The sequence below is a fragment of the Centipeda artemidis DSM 19719 genome, from assembly GCF_000426665.1.
In the GTDB taxonomy this organism is placed as follows: Bacteria; Bacillota; Negativicutes; order Selenomonadales; family Selenomonadaceae; genus Centipeda; species Centipeda artemidis.
The window spans coordinates 94661-112492 of the sequence record NZ_AUFU01000008.1 but is presented as its reverse complement, the minus strand read 5'-3'; the positions used below and the strand labels follow the sequence as shown (position 1 = coordinate 112492).

The following is a 17832-nucleotide window of genomic DNA, read 5'->3' as shown; positions in this document are numbered from 1 at the left end:
CGTGTTCACGCGGTACATGTTCCTGGCAGTGGAGCAGCGCGAGTGCAAGGATGCACGAAGTCTGGGGGAGCTGTTCTACCTATCTGTGGATGAGTTGCCGGATGTGTGCTTCGTGGAAGCCATGCGCCTCCTTTTGCTGCTGTTTGTTGAACGAACGACTCCAAGAGAAGCCTATGCTGGATGAAGGGGAGATCCAGGGGCAGCTGCAAGGCTTCTTGAAAGAGCTGCCTGTACTGTTGTCGCAAAAACTACGAAAATGTGCATAAGGAGAGTATTTTCATTGGCATAAAGTCAGTGTTTTCAAGGTCTGTGGAACGTTTTTGATGTGCGAAGTTTGAGAACAGTATTTGAATTCGGATGAACTGGAGAACTTAGTTAAAATCTACATGAAAAAATCGGTGCAGATCGCGTTGATATACCGTCAAAAAATGATCCTAGGAAAGGAAACCATGCAGATGCAGACATCATTGCTGATTTTGACCGTTTGAAGGTTCGCGTATATATTCAGGTAAAGCAGCATGTGGGGGAGACGAACGAACATGCAGTAGAGCAGATCAGCAACTATAAGAAACAGCAAGCAGATTCGCTTGACGGTGAGTATACTCCCTTGGCATGGGCATTGACCTCTGCGGTATTTTCCGAAAAAGCGGTTCAAAAAGCGGGCGAGTGCGGCGTACGCCTCATCAATGGGGAAGAGTTCATTGGGATGCTGCTGGAAGCGGGCATTACCGATATTGACGCGGCGATTTCGTAACGTTGTACGATAATCATACTTTTTGCTTAGAGATACGGGGCTGTTGCACGAATGTATCGTCGTGCGGCAGTCCCTTTCTGCACTACATTTTGAATTTTCGTTGCGGCAGCTTAATATATATGGCATAATAAATATCATTCGAGTTAATGAAGCGACTATAACCTGTGAAAAATGAATGACCAAGAGAGGATTCCGGATGGAACAAAACAATACAATCAATATGCCGCACCTGCAATGGTATCCTGGGCATATGCGGAAGGCGGAGCGGCTTGTTAAGGAAAATCTGAAGCTCGTGGATGTGGTGGTGGAGCTGCTCGATGCGCGGATTCCAATGAGCTCGGCGAACCCCGTGCTGCGTGAGATCGTCGCGGGGAAAACGCGTCTTATTGTGCTGAACAAATCCGACCTTGCCGATCCCACGGCGACGCACGCATGGGTGCGGTACTTTGCATCGCAGGGTATTGTCGCCGTGCCGGTGGATGCGGTGAAAGGGAGCGGTACGGAGGAACTTGTGCAGGCGATTCAAAAACTTGCCGCGCCGCGTACGGAAAAGCTCGCAAAACACGGGGCGAAGCCGCGTGCCGCGCGCTGTATGATTCTCGGCATCCCCAACGTGGGGAAGTCCTCGCTCATCAATCGGCTCTCCGGCGGTGCGCGGACAAAGGTGGAGAACCGTCCCGGTGTGACGCGGGCAAAGCAGTGGATCCGCATCGGCGCACAGCTCGAACTGCTCGATATGCCGGGCATTTTGTGGCCGAAATTTGAGGATGCGCGCGCCGCGCTCCGTCTTGCCTTCACAGGGGCGATCAGCGATATGGTCTACGACGTGGGGGGCGTCGTCTTGCAGCTCCTTCATGTTCTGCGTACGGATTATCCGGCGGCGCTGCAAGAGCGGTACGGCCTCGCGGAGAATCCGCCCACGGGCGTAGCTCTGTTGGAGGAGATCGGGCGGCGGCGCGGCTGTTTGGTGCGCGGCGGCAGGATCGATTATGAAAAGGCGGAGCAGATTGTGCTCACGGATTTTCGCAGCGGACGCCTCGGCCGCGTGACGCTTGATCCGCCGATGCAGGCTGAGAAGGCGGAGACGTCAGGCGCCCCTATACGGTGAAGGAATTGATGAAATTGACGATAAAAGAAATAGAGAGCGTGTTTTTGCGCGGAGATGTGACGGATGATTTTCTAGCGTCATGCCGCGCGGATACACGAACGTCCGTTCAAACTCTTTTGCGTCGTTATGAACGTGTGTGCCGCGAACGGGAACGCCTTGCCGCGATGTACGTGTATGAGCGTGCGTCGGCGGCGCGCGGGCATGTCCTCGTTGCGGGGGTGGACGAGGCGGGACGCGGGCCTCTCGCCGGTCCCGTGGCGGTTGCCGCCGCGATTCTTCCGCAGGAACTCTATTTGCCTCGTCTGAATGATTCCAAGAAACTCAGCGCAAAAGTGCGTGCGGAACTTTTTGAGGAGATTACGGAAAAGGCGATTGCCTATCATGTGACGCTCGTCGATGCCGTGGAGATCGACCGCATCAATATTTTGCAGGCGACACGCCGCGGGATGTACGAGGCGATCGCGGTGCTCACGCCCGCACCGGAGGAAGTTCTTGTCGACGCGGTGGAGCTGCCGGAGCTCAGGATGCCCGTGCAGTCCATCGTCAAAGGGGATGCGAAGTCCGCCTCGATTGCGGCGGCGTCGATTCTGGCAAAGGTGACGCGCGATCGATTGATGGAACAATATGAAGTGGAATATCCGGGCTATGGGTTTGCCAGGCACAAGGGTTACGGGACGGCGGAGCATATCGCCGCGATTCGAGCGCATGGGGTGACACCGATTCACCGCCGCACATTCGAACCGATACGCTCTATGCTCGCCTCGGGGCAGATAGAATAGGAAGGTTGTGTCCGTTATGCCGATGGAAGCGAATGCCGCAGCAGTCTCTACAGTGATGCCCGCGGCGCCCTCCCGCATCTCGGAGGAGCGTCCGGTACAGGGCGTGCAGGAGCGCGGCGGCGGGGACTCGTCGGCGGCATTCAGTCAGCGGACAAATGTGTCGATTGAGACGGCGATTGATCACATGGCGGACGTTCTGTCGAAAATCAGCGGGCGTCAACAGTCAAGTGTGGAGCAGATGCCGCAGGAACTCAAGGCTGTGATTCAAAATATCATCAGGCAGTCCTTTTCCCTTGAGACGACGCTGGCGCAGGGGCTTGGCAGCACGGCGGCAAGTCAGCGATTTTCGACGGATCAGCTGACGACGCTCGCGCGGATGCTCAATCAGCTGGGCAATCTCGCGGATGAGGGGGCGGCGCCGCAGGTGAGCGATGATCTTGCGACGATTTTGACGCATCTGAAATCGGCGATCGCGCGCGAAACGGGCGGAACATTCGAGCCTGTTATGCTGACCAAAGCCGCGTTTCAGCTGCTTGATACCGGGAACGCCCGGCTCCTGCCGAAGGAACTGCGCATGTTTCTCGAAACTCTTAACAGCGAGGCGCAGGGGGGCAGTATGCAGTCCGGGGGAACGCAGGTAGCTGCTGCAACACCGCTCGGGTTTCTAAACCGCCTCGTGCAGTCTCTGATGCCGCGTGAACCTATGTGGACGAATACCGCCGCACCGCAGAACGGGAATGTACAGGTTCCGGGAGGAACCCCGGCACAGGCGAATACGGTGTCGACGCCACAGGGGACGAATCTTGCAGCCGTGCCGGCGAATGCGGCATCTCAGGAAGAACAGGGGGAGCAGCCCGCCGTGTTGCAGGCGCAGCCGGGCAGCAGCGGCACACAAGGCTCTGCTGCGGGACAGACTACACCGGAAACACCTAGCCAATCCGTCGTAGGACAAGAAGCCGCCGCACAAGGAGCCGTTCGCACAGAACTACAGCAGGGGGGGCGGCAGGCTTCTAGCCAAGCAATACAGCCGCAGGGAACGGCGGAAAACAGCTCCCCCGCGCAGCAAAGTACAGCCGCACGCGGAGCATCGACACAACAAGCTGCGCAACCCCCAACGGATCCCGCACAGCCAACGATGCAGGACGGGCGTCCGCAGACGAGCCCGCAGAGCTCTGTACCCGCCGCACAGGCGGCGCAGCAGAGCACACAAGGCAACGCGCAGACGACACAGTCTGCCGGGCAAATACCGCGAGAAAATACATCTCCCACAGGAATGCCCACACCCGAGACGAACGGGCGCCAAGACGCGGCGACGACACAGCAGCGGACGGCGCAGCGCACGCAGAACGCAGTACAAACGCCCGGCGGGCAGGGGAACGCAGGCACACAGGTGCAGCCGTTAGAGAATACGCCGCAGACGATGCAGACCATGCGCGCAGCCGCGCAGGCATTACTCTATCAAAACGAAAATCTCTCCCAACGGGAAGTACAGCTCTTGCAAAATTTCGTGAACAGCCGGAACAGCACGCTGAGCGACGCCGATGCTAAGCAGCTGCAGCAGCTTATAGAGATCGTGCAGCAGAACGTCCCGGGGACGGTTCGGCAGGCGGCGGCAGAACAGCGTATGCCCGACCTGCCGCGCCTATGGGCATTCATGCAGACGGCGGATATTGTCGCTGCGCGCAAGATGACCGCCGAGCAGTATAAGCGCGCCGGCAGAAACGTCGCGGCGCTTGCGCTCTCCATGCGCGGCGCACTCGAGGGGGAGAACGCTGCGCCTCAGCCGGGACAGCGCTCCATGAACTTTGTGATGCCGCTCTTCATGGGTGAGGCGGAGTATCCCGCGTATATCCACGTCTATGACGAATCCCACGAGGATGAGGGCAGCGAGCAAATCAAAAAAGAAACGTGGCTGCGCATCTGTGTGCTCACCGATCACATTGGTACGGTGGAACTCATCAATCGCATCTATGAGGAAACACATGTCGATATGCGGCTTTATTTCTCCGATCCGGACGCCGCATGGGAGTTCCGCAGTCATCTGGACGACATTCGAGCCTCCGCCGAGGATACGCCGATCGTCATCGAGGGCATTCAGATTGGTGCGATCGGCGAGCGGCGATTCTTTACAAATTAAATGCGGGGAGCATTGTAATTTGCCGATATCGGCGTCTTGACGAAAAAAGAACACACGGCGTATAATATCAATTGGATTTACAACGCAAGGATGGGTGAGATATGCCGGAAAATTGGATGATGGACGCTCCGCCGGCAGACGACTTGTCCGAAGAACAGGAGCAGAAAGCAGTCGCGGTTCGCTACGATGTGGAAAAAGATCGAGCTCCGCGCGTCACGGCAAAGGGACGTTCGCTTGTCGCGGATCGCATTCTCGCCGAGGCAAAGAAGAACGGTATTCCCGTCTATCAAAATAAATCTCTCGTCAATATGCTCATGGCGCTCGAGATCGACCGGGAGATCCCGCCGGAACTTTATCGTACTATCGCAGAGGTGCTCGCACATGTTTATCGAATTGACCGGCATATGGGGGACAGGAGTTCATAAGCGTGAGAAATAAGATACTGGGATCGCAGGGCGAACAGCGAGCAGCGGAATATCTCACGGAACACGGCTGCACCATATGTGAGCGCAATTTCCGTGTGAAAACAGGGGAGATCGATATCATCGCCGACGATTGCGGCACGCTGGTCTTCGTCGAGGTGAAGACGCGCACCGGAACGCAGTATGGCACTCCGGCGCAGGCAGTGGACTTCCGCAAGAGAAATAAAATCGTCCAAACAGCATATTGGTATCTGCGGCAGAGACAGATCGACGGTCGTCCCTGCCGTTTTGACGTGATAGAGGTATATGCCGTCCACGGCGATTGGCGGGTGCACCATATTAAGGGCGCCTTTGAGGCATGGTGAAGCCGAGAGATAAAAAAAAATAAATTTCATTTGCGCGGGCGGTGTTGTCGTGTTATACTGTTACACAGATTGTATGAGTGGGATTATGTTTGTCAACGGTTATTGAGAATCGTTACAAATTACGGTGAGGTATATGGAGGTCATCTTAGCAGAGCATTTGGGATTCTGCTATGGCGTGAAGCGCGCCATAGAGATCGCCCGGGAGAATGCCTCCACAGACGGTACGTCCAGTACGCTCGGACCGATCATCCACAACCCGCAGATGGTCGAACGTCTCAAGAAGGAAGGCGTCGGCACGGTGAGTTCTCTTTCGGAGATGGATGACGGACTTGTCATTATCCGCTCGCACGGGGTTGGTCCCAATGTATACGAGGAGGCGGAGTCACGCGGCTTAGAACTTGTGGATGCGACCTGCCCCCACGTCAAAAAGGCGCAGCTTTCGGCGAAACTGCTGTCCGACGAAGGCTACACAGTTATCATTATCGGCGAGAAAAATCATCCGGAGGTCAAGAGCATCTTCGAATGGACGGGATCCGGCGCTCATATTATCGAGACCGAGGCGGAGGCAGAGGCACTGCCAAAGGTTGGGCGACTCGGTGTTGTCTGCCAGACGACGTTCTCAGGTGACCGATTTCGGAGCATCGCCTCGTGTTTGCTCGAAAAATCCCGCGACATTAAGATTCTCCGCACGATATGCACGGCGACGGATGTGCGCCAAGCAGCGGCGCTTGATCTTGCCGAACAGGTGGATATGATGATTGTCGTCGGCGGGAAAAACAGTGCGAATACTTCGCGTCTTGCCCAGCTGTGCGCAAGCAAATGTACAACATACCATATCGAAACTGTGGACGAACTGCGGGAAGAATGGTTCAAAAATGTTAATAAAATTGGTATTACAGCCGGCGCCTCAACGCCGGACTGGATTATCAAGGAGGTTTATAAACAGTGTCAGAACAGAGCATGAAAGAACTTTTGGAACAGGAAGAAATGCCCGATTTCCAGGAGCGTACCGTTGTCAAAGGGGTTGTCGTACAGGTATCCCGCGACGAGGCGTATGTCGACATCGGGTATAAGCAGGAGATTCCTGTGTCTAAGAGGGATCTTGCCGTGCCAGCCCCGGATGATGCGCGTGATGTCGTGAAGGTCGGCGACGAGATTGACGTCTACATTAAGTCTCTCGGCGGAGATAACGGCGGCAGCCTTTCCAAAGTGGAAGCCGATAAGATGGCTGCGTGGAAGGACATTGAGGTCATTCAGGCGAACGGCGATACGGTCGAGGCGAAGATCGCGAAGGAAGTCAAGGGCGGACTCGTAGCATATGTCATGGGACTGCGCGGATTCATTCCCGCTTCGCAGATGGAGCTCCATTTCGTCAAGGATCTCTCAGTCTACGTTGATCAGACGGTAGAAGCGGAGATCATCGAAGTGGACGTTCAAAAGCGCCGTCTCGTGCTCTCGCGCCGCAAACTCCTCGAGCGCGATCGCGCCGAGAAGGAAGAGGCGGTGTTCTCTGCGATCGAGCCGGAACAGGTCGTGCGCGGCACGGTCAAGCGTCTCGTCGATTATGGTGCATTCATTGATATCGGCGGCGTGGACGGTCTTGCACATATCTCCGATCTCGCGTGGCACCGTGTCAAGCATCCTTCCGAGGTGCTTGAGGTCGGTCAGGAGCTCGACGTCTATGTCAAGAGCGTGGATCGCGACGCAAAGCGCATCTCTCTCTCTGTGAAGGACACACTGCCGGATCCGTGGGTGGAGAAGGCGGAGCAGTATGCCGAGGGCGACTTCATCGAAGGCAAGATCATCAAGCTGACGGACTTCGGTGCGTTCATGGAGATCGAGCCGGGCTTTGACGGTCTCATCCCGATGGGCGAGCTTGCCGAAAAGCGCATCGAGCGTGCGGACGAGGCCGTCCACACGGGCGACATCGTCACGGTCAAGGTGCTCCGCATCGACACGAAGCGCAAGCGCATCTCGCTTTCGATCACCAAGGCGAAGCGTGATGCCGACAATGCAGATATCAAGAAATATGTCGACGAAAGACAGGCTGAGAAGGCTGAGTCCAGCGAGAATACCGAAGGTCAGGTCGAGGCACATCTCGATTGGCTGAAGTAAGAACGCGGAGCGTTTACATAACTTCATAAAAAACGAAGGAGTGATGTAATATCACTCCTTTTTCATGGAAAGGAGGGGAATTGTGGCAAGAATTTATCCGGGCGTTATCCTGCGTGTTCTAGAGGGCAGCATCGCAGAGGAATTAGAGCTCGTTCCGGGGGATAAGATCCTCAAGGTCAACGACACGGCGATGCGCGACATCATCGATTTCAGCTTTGCAATGGCGGAGGAGGAGATCGAACTGCTCGTCGAGCATGCGGACGGCACGCAGGAGATCATCGCCTTTGACAAGGATTATGATGAAGAACTTGGCGTAGAGTTTGAACGTGCTGTGTTTGACGGTATCCGCGAGTGCGCGAACCATTGCTATTTTTGCTTTGTGGATATGATTGCGCCCGATATGCGCCACAGTCTCTCCGTGAAGGACGACGACTACCGCCTCTCCTTTCTCTATGGGAATTTCGTGACGCTCACGAATATGGGGGATGCGGATTTTGCACGTATCAAAAGGCTGCATCTCTCGCCGCTCTATGTCTCCGTGCAGTGTACGAACCCTGTGCTGCGCGCGGAGATGCTGCGCTATAAGGGGGCGTCCAACATCCTCGGACAGCTCGCACGTCTCGAGGAGGCGGGCGCGGAGTACCATACGCAGGTGGTTCTCTGTTATGGGCTGAACGATGGGGAGGAGTTGGAGCGCACGATCCGCGATATTACGGAGCGGCGTCCCCATGCGCTCTCACTCGCCATCGTTCCCGTCGGTCTGACGAAACATCGCAGTGATCCTTTTCCACTCGTGCAGTTCGACCGTGCGGGGGCGGCTGCCGTCATCGATCAGGTCGAGGCGTGGCAGCGTCGGATCCGCGCGGAAGAGGGGCGCACCTTTATTTATCTTGGCGACGAGTTCTACTTTCTCGCCGGGCGAGAGGTGCCGTCCGCCGAAATGTACGACGGGTTTCCGCAGCTTGATAACGGGATCGGACTGACGCGGAACTTCATTGAGGAGTGGCGGCGTGCAGCAGAAGATTTTTCTCTGCATGACGAGGGCTCCGTGCTCTGCGTGATCAGCGGAACGGCAATTGCGCCTGTGATGGAGCAGCTGGCGCGGGAACTCGATCCCGACGGGAAGAGGATCCGCGTCCTCGCCGTTGAGAACCGCCGGTTTGGAGAGACGGTCAACGTATCGGGACTGCTCACGGGCAGCGACATTGTCGATGCTCTCAGCCGCACGGATTTTAGCCCCGACGGGGTGGTCATCCCGGCGTCGGCGCTGCGCGAGGGGGAGGATGTTTTTTTGGACGATATGTCGCTTGCCGACATGCGCCGCCTGTTTTCCCCGATACGCATTGAACCGGTTGCCACGGGGACGGACTATCGGGAAGCCCTCACGGATTGGAAGAGTTACCGCCGGCAGCGAGCGAGCGGCGGATACACATGGCAGAGCAACGCGGGGTACACGAAGCCCGTGGCGGGCGCGGGGCGCGCATAGAGAGGAGTGATCGGAGATGAGTAAACCGATCGTCGCCGTCGTGGGGCGACCGAATGTTGGAAAATCGACGCTGTTCAATCAGATCGGCAAAAAGCGCGTGTCCATTGTGGACGATATGCCCGGCGTGACGCGCGACCGCATCTATATGGACGCCGAGTGGCTGAACCATGAATTTACCATCATTGATACGGGCGGGATTGAGTTCGACGAGAGCGATCACATTCTGCGGTCGATGCGCAGTCAGGCGGAGCTTGCGATGGAGGAGGCGGACGTTATCCTCTTCCTCGTCGACGGGCGTGCGGGGCTGACCGCTTCGGACGAGGAGGTCGGACGACTCCTGCGCCGTACGAACAAGCCTGTGATTCTTGCCGTCAATAAGATCGACAGCTTTGAACGGGAAAGTTTAATCTATGATTTCTATGCGCTCGGGCTTGGCGACCCGATTCCCATTTCCGCGTCGAACGCGATGAATCTCGGCGACCTCCTCGACGCCGTTGTGGCGGCGTTCCGGGCAGAGGAGACGGAGGAGCGCGAGCCGGATGAGATCGCGATCGCCGTTGTGGGGCGTCCGAACGTGGGGAAGTCTTCGCTGGTCAATCGCCTGCTCGGCGAGGAACGCGTCATTGTCAGCGATGTGCCGGGGACGACACGCGACGCCATCGACACGCATTTCACGCGGGACGGTGCGAAGTATTTGCTCATTGATACGGCGGGAATGCGGCGCAAGGGCAAGATCACGCTGCCCGTCGAGCGCTACAGCGTCATGCGGTCGCTGCGTGCCATCGACCGTGCGGGCGTCGTGCTCATGGTCATCAATGCCGCCGAGGGGATCCTCGAGCAGGATACGAAGATCGCGGGATACGTACATGAGTCGGGCAAGGGCGTCATCATCGTCGTCAATAAATGGGATATTTTCCCCGAAAAAAATGATAAGTCGACGCTCCGGTTTACCGACGATCTGCGTGAGGAGCTCGGATTTCTCCAATATGCTCCCGTTCTCTATACGTCGGCGCTCACGGGACAGCGCGTCGAACGCGTTACGGAGCTGGTCAAGTACGTCGCCGAGCAGCAATCGATGCGCATCAAGACGAGCGTGCTCAACGAGCTGATCCGCGACGCGGTGTCGGTCAATCCGCCGCCGACGAAGAAGGGGAAGCAGCTCAAAATCCTCTTCATGACGCAGGTCGGCATCGTTCCGCCGACGTTCATCATCTTTGTCAACGATCCCGACCTCATGCACTTTTCCTATCTGCGCTTCATCGAAAACCGCCTGCGGGAGAGCTTCGGATTCGAGGGAACGCCGCTGCGCCTCGTCGTGCGTGCGCGCAAGGAGGAAGAGTGATGACGGAATATATTTTGGCAGTCCTCGCGGCGTATGTGATCGGTTCCATTCCGAGCGGGCTGATTCTCGGCAAACTCGTTTGGCATACGGATCTGCGCGCGTATGGCAGTCATAACATCGGCGCGACGAATGCGTGGCGCACGCTCGGCAAGGCGGCGGGCATCGCCGTATTCCTCGCGGACAGCTTGAAGGGGCAGGCGGGTGTCTATATGGGGCTGATGCTTGTCGGGACGCCGCTCGCGGCAGTGCTCTGCGGGCTTGCCGCAATTGTGGGACACAGTTTCTCCGTGTTCCTGCGCTTTCGCGGCGGCAAGGGCGTGGCAACCTCCCTCGGCGTGCTGACGATGCTGATGGGGAACGTGACGCTCATCGTTTTCCTCGTGTGGCTCGCCGTCGTCTATACGACACGCTATGTGTCGCTGGGGTCTGTGATCGCGAGTTTCCTGACGCCGATCCTCGCCGCAGCGTTCGGATACCCGCTCGAATACCTGCTCTTCACTGTGCTCGCCGCCACACTCGTGATTGTGCGGCATCAGGAGAACATCGAACGTCTCCTGCACGGTATGGAGAATAAGATTTAGCGGCAGGGGCGACTGTGCATCGAACCGTGCGTCGCTGAACGGTCATTGTCTTTTGCCGCGTTGTGTGGTAATATTTGACTGTGATTTTTTCGGCGGTCGCGGAATCGGAGGACGCCCATGAAACGCGGTGCGATTTTTGATATGGACGGTCTTCTCTTTGATACGGAAACCGTTTACCAAACGGCATGGACAGTCGTTGCCGACGATTTCGGCGTGCCGCGCAAAAAAGCACTCGGCACTGCCTGCTGCGGTACCTGCGGCGATCTCACACTCAGGATCATCAATGAGTTTCATCCAACGGTGGATGCACGCGCATATATGGAGCACGTACTCGCTTACGTCGCGGAGGAAGCCGCGCGGCATCTTCGCGTAATGCCCGGCGCACGGGAAATCCTTGCTTATTTTCGTGCGGAGGGCGTTCGGATTTCCACAGCGAGCAGTTCCACGACGGTGCAGATTGAGAAAAATCTGACGCAGAGCGGGCTGCGAGATTATTTCGATGTGGTTGTCGGCGGAGACCACGTTGCGCACGGGAAACCGGCGCCGGATATCTTCTTGCTTGCGGCGGAGCGCATCGGTGTTCCGCCCGCGGACTGCTACGTCTTTGAGGACGGATATAACGGGCTGTGCGGCGCGGCGGCTGCGGGATGCAGTCCCGTGATGATCCCGGATACACTGCCTGCAACTGAGGAGATGCGCGCCCTTTGCACCGGGATCTATCCTACCCTCGACGACGCACTCGACGCGCTGCAGGACGGCAGACTATAGTTCCTTGTGCAGGATTTTTCGTGTAAAGGGGTGAATCATTGTGGATGAACAGAAAACAATGATGTTTTCCTTCGGTGCTGACAAACCGAAGGCGGACGTTGTGATACGCGAGGCGAGCGCCGCCATGCGAGAGAAGGGGTACAATCCTATCAATCAGCTGGTCGGTTATTTGCTCTCGGGCGATCCCGCCTATGTGACGAGCCATAAGGAGGCGCGGAGTAAGATCCGCAGTCTTGAGCGTGACGAGCTGCTGGACGAACTCGTGAGGTTCTACTTGGAGCACGAGAAGTGAATCGCTATATGTCGCTCGACATTGGCGATGTGACCATCGGCATCGCGGTGAGTGATCTCCTTGGGCTAACGGCGCAGGGAGTCGAGACGATCCGCCGAACGACGCTGGCCGCAGATTTTGAGCGTCTCGGCACGCTCATGCGGGACTATGAGGTCGACGCGCTTGTCGCGGGGCTGCCGAAGCATATGAACGGGGATGAGGGAACACGCTGCGAGATGGTACGCGCATTTATGGCGGAGGCAGCGCAATGCTTTCCGGGCGTCAAGATCCATTATTGGGACGAGCGGCTTTCGACCGTTGCCGCGACCCGTACGCTGCTCGAGGGGGACGTCTCGCGGAAAAAACGCCGCAAGGTCATCGACAAGATGGCGGCGGTTTATATTTTGCAGGGATTCTTGGATCGGCAGCGGAATTTACACACATGAATACTGCACCGGACATAAAAAGAGGTATACACATGGAAAAGGACTATAAGGAAAAATATAACAACTTGAAAGATGCCCCGGAAGCGGCATACGAGATGGAGGATGAGGACGTTGTGGTCGTTCTCACAAATGAGGACGGAGAGGAGACGTACTATCGGGAGGAGACCATCATCACGGTAGGTGATGATCGGTTCGCCGTGCTCGTGGGGCTGGCGCTCGATCCGGACGGCGAGGAGACCGAGGAACTTCCCGAAGAAGACGAGGCGGTCATTGCAAAGATCGTCGTCGAGGACGGCGAGGATGTCTATGTAGATCCTTCGGAAGAGGAGTTTGAAGCGGTTCTTGCTGTTTATGGCGAGCTTGAGGAGAACCGAGAAGGCTAAAAAGGAGGCGGCTGTCATCTGTGGGAGGATGACAGTTTTTTCATAGGGGCAGTTTGCATCAGAGAGGGAGGATTTGTTTGAAACGGTCACTAGAGGGGCTGTGCGGCCTTTTGCATGTGAACGAAGTGCGGGATGCGATGCGTGCCGTATATAGGGGGAAGGGGACGCCCTTGCAAAAAAAACTGATCTTTGGTGGTGCCGCAGGTATTGGGCTGGTTTTGGTAGTTATTATGTTCATACTTTTTTCCACACCGGCGCAAAAAATGCCTCCCGCTGCACAGGGTGGGCAGATTTACTACACCGTCCGTCCGGGGATGACGGTCGGCGAGATCGGCAAAGAACTGCATGAGCAAGGTGTTATAGAGAGTGAGTTCAAATTCTGGTGGACAGCGAAGCTGAACGGCTTTGAGAATAAGGTCAAGAGCGGTACCTTTGCGCTGCACGCAGGCATGACTCCGCGCGATGCTCTTGAAACGCTTGTCTACGGCAATACGGTGACCGTTCGCTTTGTTATTCCCGAGGGATTCAATGTCCGCGACATCGCGGAGCGGCTCTCCGATGAGGGCATCGTGAATGCGGATGACTTTATCGCGCGAGCAAAGGACTATCGCCCCTACGACTATGTGGAGGATCATGAGGGCGTACGCTATGCCGCCGAGGGATTTCTCTTCCCGGACACCTATGAAATCAACGGCTCGTTTGATACTGCGCGCATCCTCGAAATGATGGCGGAGAATTTTGACCGGCGGCTGACCCCGGAGATGCGGGAGCGCGCAAAGGAGGAGAACCTTTCCATTTACGAGCTCGTGACACTTGCGTCTATCGTTGAGAAAGAGGCGTATCACGAGGAGGATCGTCCGATCATCGCGCAGATTTTCCTAAAGCGGCTGAAACTCGGGATGCCGCTGCAGGCCGATCCGACTGTGCAGTACTTGCTCGACGCGCCGAAGGAGGATCTGCTCCTGCGCGATACGAAGATCGAATCCCCCTACAATACCTATCAAAACGCGGGCCTGCCGCCCGGACCGATCGCAAGTCCCGGCACGGCGTCGCTCATGGCGGTGCTTCATCCTGCGGAGACGGATTATCTGTATTTCGTTGCCGACCGCAGCGGCAACAACTACTATGCGACGAACTATGCGGATCATTTGGCACTGGTCGACCGGGTGCGATGATACTTTCATTGATGCGGAGGCGGATGCATGAGACGGCGACCTGAGTTATTGGCGCCTGCGGGGACACCTGAGAAATTGCGCATGGCGTTTGCCTACGGTGCGGATGCGGCATACCTCGGCGGCGAGCAGTTCGGTCTGCGCGCCTTTGGGGGCAATTTTTCACAGGATGAGATGCGCACTGCCGTTCGCCTTGCTCATGCGTCAGAAAAAAAGATCTACGTCACCGTCAATGTGTTCCCGCACAACGAGGATATCGCGGATCTGCCGGACTATTTGCGCTTCCTCGCGGACGCCGGGGTGGATGCGGTGCTCGTCGCCGATCTCGGCGTCTTTATGCTCTGCCGGGAGACGGTGCCAGATCTGCCCGTCCATATCAGCACGCAGGCGAACAATGTGAACTGGCGGACGGTGGACGCGTGGCAAAAACTCGGCGCAGCGCGAGTCGTACTTGCGCGGGAACTGTCGCGCGAAGAGATTCGAGAGATTCGCAGGAATACGGATGTAGAGCTCGAGATGTTCGTCCATGGCTCGATGTGCATTTCCTATTCGGGACGCTGTCTCCTCAGCAATTATTTCACAGGACGGGATGCGAACCGCGGGAGCTGTGCGCAGTCCTGCCGTTGGAAATACGCGCTCGTGGAGGAGTCACGCCCCGGGGAATACTATCCGGTCGCGGAGGATGAGCGCGGCACCTATATCATGAACTCCAAGGATCTGTGTCTCCTGCCGTATCTGGATGAGGTAATCGCCTGCGGCATCGACAGCCTCAAGATCGAGGGGCGTATGAAAAGTGTGCATTATGCTGCGAGCGTCGTCAAGACTTACCGCGCAGCGCTCGACGCCTGCATGACGGATGCACCATATGAGGTGGAAAGCGCGTGGATGGACGAGCTCGAGAAGGTGTCGCACCGCGCGTATACGACGGGATTTTTCTTCGGCAAGACGACGGAACAAGATCAGATCTACGGGACGTCAACCTACGAGCAGTCGTCCGATTTTGTGGGTCTGGTACACGATTATGATGAAGCGACGGGACTTGCAACGGTAGAGCAGCGCAACCGGATGTTCGTCGGCGAGGAGCTCGAGATCTTTCCGCCTACGGGAACGCCGGGGCGGTTCATCCTCAAAGGGATGTGGGACGATACGGGGGTACCGATCAAGGTCGCTCCGCACCCGCGTCAAATTGTGCGCATGGAGATCCCCCGGGACGTTGTACCGGATACCATTTTGCGCAGAGATGCAAAGAGCTAGGAGGGAACTATGATGGAGGAGATCGTTCGTTATTCCGCATGTGCGGCGGGGCGCGTGCAGGGCGTCGGCTTTCGCATGTTCGTGCGGCAGCAGGCGCTCGCGCATGAGATTGCGGGCTGGGTGAAGAACATGCCCGACGGGACGGTGACGATGGAGCTCCAAGGGGCGCAGCGGGACATCGACGCCGCGTTCGCCGCCATTCGTGCCGGCAATATGTTTGTTCGTGTGGAGCGGCTGGACATCGAGCCGCGCGATCCTCTTGCGGACGACCGCGATTTCTCCATTCGCTACTAGGAGCAGGCTATGAAGAGAATACTGGTACTGAACGGACCGAATCTGAACCTCTTGGGGACGCGCGAGCCGGACATCTACGGCGCGCTCACCTTGGAGGACATAAACGATCGCCTGCGCCGCCGTGCGGAATCCGCGGGGGCGGTGATCGATTTCTTCCAGTCCAATCATGAGGGGGATCTCGTGGATGTGATACAGGAAGCGCAGGGCAAAGCGGATTACATCATTTTGAATGCGGCGGCGTTTACGCACTACAGCATCGCGATCCGCGACGCGATCGCGGCAGTCGACGTTCCCGTGATCGAGGTGCATCTTTCGAATATTCATCGGCGTGAGGAATTTCGTCACACGTCGGTCATCGCGCCTGTGGCACTCGGTCAGATCTGCGGCTTCGGTGCGGAAAGCTATATGGCGGCGCTGGAGGTTGTTCTTTGCCGACCGGAGGGGATATAATGAACATGGAATCGCGTATTGAGCGTCTGCGGACGCTGCTGTCCGAGCGGGAACTGGATGCCGTGCTCGTGACGAAAGAGGTCAATCTGCATTATTTCAGCGGATTTCGCGGCGACTCCACAGTTCTTATCGTGACGGCGGATCACCTTACCCTCGTGACAGACAGCCGCTACACGGAGCAGGCTGCGGAGGAAGCGTCTGCGTTTGAAGTCGTGGAGCAGACGGGAGGACTCTATCAAAAGGCGGCGGCGCTGCTCAAAGGATACCGTGTGAAAACGGTCGGATTTGAGGGTAATGTGCTCACCTACAGCGCGTATATGCAGCTCAAGGACCTGCTGGCGGGGATTGTATTCGAGACGGCACTGAATCTCGATGTGCTGCGGCAGGTGAAGGATGCGGACGAGATCGCCTGTATTCGGCGCGCGTGCGAGATTGCGGACGCGGTATTTGCGCACATCGTCACATACATCCGCCCCGGCATGACGGAGCGTGCCGTCGCCGCCGAGATGGAGGACTATATGCGCCGCATGGGCTCCGAGCGTCCCGCCTTTCGGACGATCCTCGCCTCGGGCGTGCGCGGCAGTCTGCCGCACGGCACGGCGACGGATAAGGAGATCGCCTTGGGTGAACTCGTGACCATGGATTTTGGCGCGGTGTACCGCGGCTATCACTCGGACATCACGCGTACGATATGCATCGGACATGCGGACGAGCGTCAAAAGGAATGCTACGACGCCGTACTGACGGCGCAGAAGACAGCACTCATCGCCATCCGCCCCGGCGTGACGGGCGTTGCTGTGGATGAGGCGGCGCGCAACATTTTGCGGAAATATAACTTGAATCAATATTTCGGACACGGACTTGGGCACAGTCTCGGGCTTGAGATACATGAAGAGCCGCGCCTGTCGAAGTTCGGCAAGGACAGGCTGCGCGCCAATATGCTCATCACCGACGAGCCGGGCGTTTACATCCCGGGGTGGGGCGGCATCCGCATCGAGGATACGGTGCTCGTTACGGAGACCGCCGGCGAGCCGCTGACGCATGCGCCAAAAGAATTTATTGAAATCTGCATATAAAACCGCTATAATAGCAAGTGATGATTGATAGTATGGAGGACTGAACAATATGATTAACAGCACCGATTTTCGCACAGGTCTCACGATTGAATACGATGGAGGCGTTTGGCAGATTGTCGATTTTCAACATGTGAAACCGGGAAAGGGTGCAGCATTCGTCCGTACGAAGATCAAGAACGTTGAGACCGGCGCTGTGGTTGAGCGTACGTTTAACCCGAATGAGAAGATGCCGGCAGCACATCTCGAGACGCATACGATGCAGTATCTCTACGAGGCAGACGACGTCTACACGTTCATGAATACGGAGACATTCGAGCAGACGGAACTCACTCGAGAGCAGCTTGGTGACGCGCTGAACTACCTCATGGAGAACATGGAGGTTGCGGTGCAGCAGTTCAAGGGGCGCATCATCGGCATCCAGCTGCCCAACTCCGTCAGCCTGAAGGTCGTCGAGTGCGAGCCAAGCGTCAAGGGCAATACCGCGACGGGGGCAACGAAGATGGCAAAAGTGGAGACCGGCTATGAGGTGCGCGTTCCTCTCTTCATCAATGAGGGCGATGTGCTCCGTATCGATACGCGTACGGGCAACTACATCGAGCGCGCATAAAAATACAAAGAAGAGGTTCACT

Annotated in this window: 21 protein-coding genes and 1 pseudogene; all 22 read left to right on the top strand. The window is 57.0% G+C overall.

Annotated elements, in window-relative coordinates:
• Positions 1 to 184: pseudogene (locus K341_RS12825) on the top strand (IS4 family transposase); the annotation flags it as partial.
• 300 nt (positions 185 to 484) lie between these two features.
• Positions 485 to 754 carry a restriction endonuclease gene (locus tag K341_RS0106415; RefSeq protein ID WP_026762236.1) on the top strand — a complete coding sequence of 90 codons (270 nt, stop codon included), beginning with the start codon at positions 485 to 487 and terminating at the stop codon, positions 752 to 754.
• Positions 755 to 950: 196 nt separating this feature from the next.
• Positions 951 to 1862, top strand: a complete 912-nt coding sequence (gene ylqF / locus K341_RS0106410; protein WP_037349486.1) for a ribosome biogenesis GTPase YlqF — start codon at positions 951 to 953, stop codon at positions 1860 to 1862.
• 8 nt (positions 1863 to 1870) lie between these two features.
• Complete coding sequence (locus K341_RS0106405) at positions 1871 to 2641, top strand: ribonuclease HII (RefSeq protein ID WP_211221209.1); 771 nt, start codon at positions 1871 to 1873, stop codon at positions 2639 to 2641.
• A 16-nt stretch (positions 2642 to 2657) separates the two neighbouring features.
• Positions 2658 to 4778: a hypothetical protein gene (locus tag K341_RS0106400; protein WP_026762233.1), complete on the top strand. Its 2121-nt coding sequence runs from the start codon at positions 2658 to 2660 to the stop codon at positions 4776 to 4778.
• A 101-nt stretch (positions 4779 to 4879) separates the two neighbouring features.
• Positions 4880 to 5203, top strand: a complete 324-nt coding sequence (locus K341_RS0106395; protein WP_009348947.1) for an EscU/YscU/HrcU family type III secretion system export apparatus switch protein — start codon at positions 4880 to 4882, stop codon at positions 5201 to 5203.
• 2 nt (positions 5204 to 5205) lie between these two features.
• Positions 5206 to 5565, top strand: a complete 360-nt coding sequence (locus tag K341_RS0106390) for a YraN family protein (RefSeq protein ID WP_026762232.1) — start codon at positions 5206 to 5208, stop codon at positions 5563 to 5565.
• A gap of 133 nt (positions 5566 to 5698) precedes the next feature.
• A complete protein-coding gene (gene ispH / locus K341_RS0106385; RefSeq protein WP_026762231.1) occupies positions 5699 to 6529 on the top strand; it encodes a 4-hydroxy-3-methylbut-2-enyl diphosphate reductase in 831 nt (276 codons plus the stop codon).
• A complete protein-coding gene (gene rpsA / locus K341_RS0106380; protein ID WP_071604401.1) occupies positions 6526 to 7680 on the top strand; it encodes a 30S ribosomal protein S1 in 1155 nt (384 codons plus the stop codon). The genes ispH and rpsA overlap by 4 nt, the downstream gene beginning before the upstream one ends.
• A gap of 82 nt (positions 7681 to 7762) precedes the next feature.
• Positions 7763 to 9166 carry a DUF512 domain-containing protein gene (locus tag K341_RS0106375; RefSeq protein ID WP_037349484.1) on the top strand — a complete coding sequence of 468 codons (1404 nt, stop codon included), beginning with the start codon at positions 7763 to 7765 and terminating at the stop codon, positions 9164 to 9166.
• 16 nt (positions 9167 to 9182) lie between these two features.
• Complete coding sequence (gene der / locus K341_RS0106370) at positions 9183 to 10508, top strand: ribosome biogenesis GTPase Der (RefSeq protein WP_009348942.1); 1326 nt, start codon at positions 9183 to 9185, stop codon at positions 10506 to 10508.
• Positions 10508 to 11089, top strand: a complete 582-nt coding sequence (plsY, locus tag K341_RS0106365; RefSeq protein WP_026762228.1) for a glycerol-3-phosphate 1-O-acyltransferase PlsY — start codon at positions 10508 to 10510, stop codon at positions 11087 to 11089. The genes der and plsY overlap by 1 nt, the downstream gene beginning before the upstream one ends.
• Before the next feature lie 117 nt (positions 11090 to 11206).
• Positions 11207 to 11857 carry an HAD family hydrolase gene (locus K341_RS0106360; protein WP_026762227.1) on the top strand — a complete coding sequence of 217 codons (651 nt, stop codon included), beginning with the start codon at positions 11207 to 11209 and terminating at the stop codon, positions 11855 to 11857.
• 40 nt (positions 11858 to 11897) lie between these two features.
• On the top strand, positions 11898 to 12149 hold the full coding sequence (locus K341_RS0106355; protein ID WP_009752893.1) for an IreB family regulatory phosphoprotein: 252 nt from the start codon (positions 11898 to 11900) through the stop codon (positions 12147 to 12149).
• Between the two features lie 8 nt (positions 12150 to 12157).
• The gene (gene ruvX / locus K341_RS0106350; protein WP_037349491.1) at positions 12158 to 12574 is read left to right on the top strand and encodes a Holliday junction resolvase RuvX; all 417 of its coding nucleotides are present in this window, start codon (positions 12158 to 12160) and stop codon (positions 12572 to 12574) included.
• 32 nt (positions 12575 to 12606) lie between these two features.
• Complete coding sequence (locus K341_RS0106345) at positions 12607 to 12957, top strand: DUF1292 domain-containing protein (RefSeq protein WP_050788011.1); 351 nt, start codon at positions 12607 to 12609, stop codon at positions 12955 to 12957.
• A 77-nt stretch (positions 12958 to 13034) separates the two neighbouring features.
• Positions 13035 to 14132 (top strand): endolytic transglycosylase MltG, encoded by a 1098-nt coding sequence (gene mltG / locus K341_RS0106340; RefSeq protein WP_026762224.1) that lies wholly within the window; start codon positions 13035 to 13037, stop codon positions 14130 to 14132.
• Positions 14133 to 14159: 27 nt separating this feature from the next.
• The gene (locus K341_RS0106335; RefSeq protein ID WP_026762223.1) at positions 14160 to 15383 is read left to right on the top strand and encodes a peptidase U32 family protein; all 1224 of its coding nucleotides are present in this window, start codon (positions 14160 to 14162) and stop codon (positions 15381 to 15383) included.
• 9 nt (positions 15384 to 15392) lie between these two features.
• Entirely contained in the window at positions 15393 to 15677 is a 285-nt protein-coding gene (locus K341_RS0106330; protein ID WP_009752819.1) for an acylphosphatase, read from the top strand.
• Positions 15678 to 15686: 9 nt separating this feature from the next.
• Positions 15687 to 16127: a type II 3-dehydroquinate dehydratase gene (gene aroQ, locus K341_RS0106325; protein ID WP_009348933.1), complete on the top strand. Its 441-nt coding sequence runs from the start codon at positions 15687 to 15689 to the stop codon at positions 16125 to 16127.
• Complete coding sequence (locus tag K341_RS0106320) at positions 16127 to 17203, top strand: M24 family metallopeptidase (protein ID WP_026762221.1); 1077 nt, start codon at positions 16127 to 16129, stop codon at positions 17201 to 17203. The genes aroQ and K341_RS0106320 overlap by 1 nt, the downstream gene beginning before the upstream one ends.
• A 49-nt stretch (positions 17204 to 17252) precedes the next feature.
• A complete protein-coding gene (efp, locus tag K341_RS0106315) occupies positions 17253 to 17810 on the top strand; it encodes an elongation factor P (RefSeq protein WP_009348931.1) in 558 nt (185 codons plus the stop codon).
• The last annotated feature ends 22 nt before the right edge of the window (positions 17811 to 17832 follow it).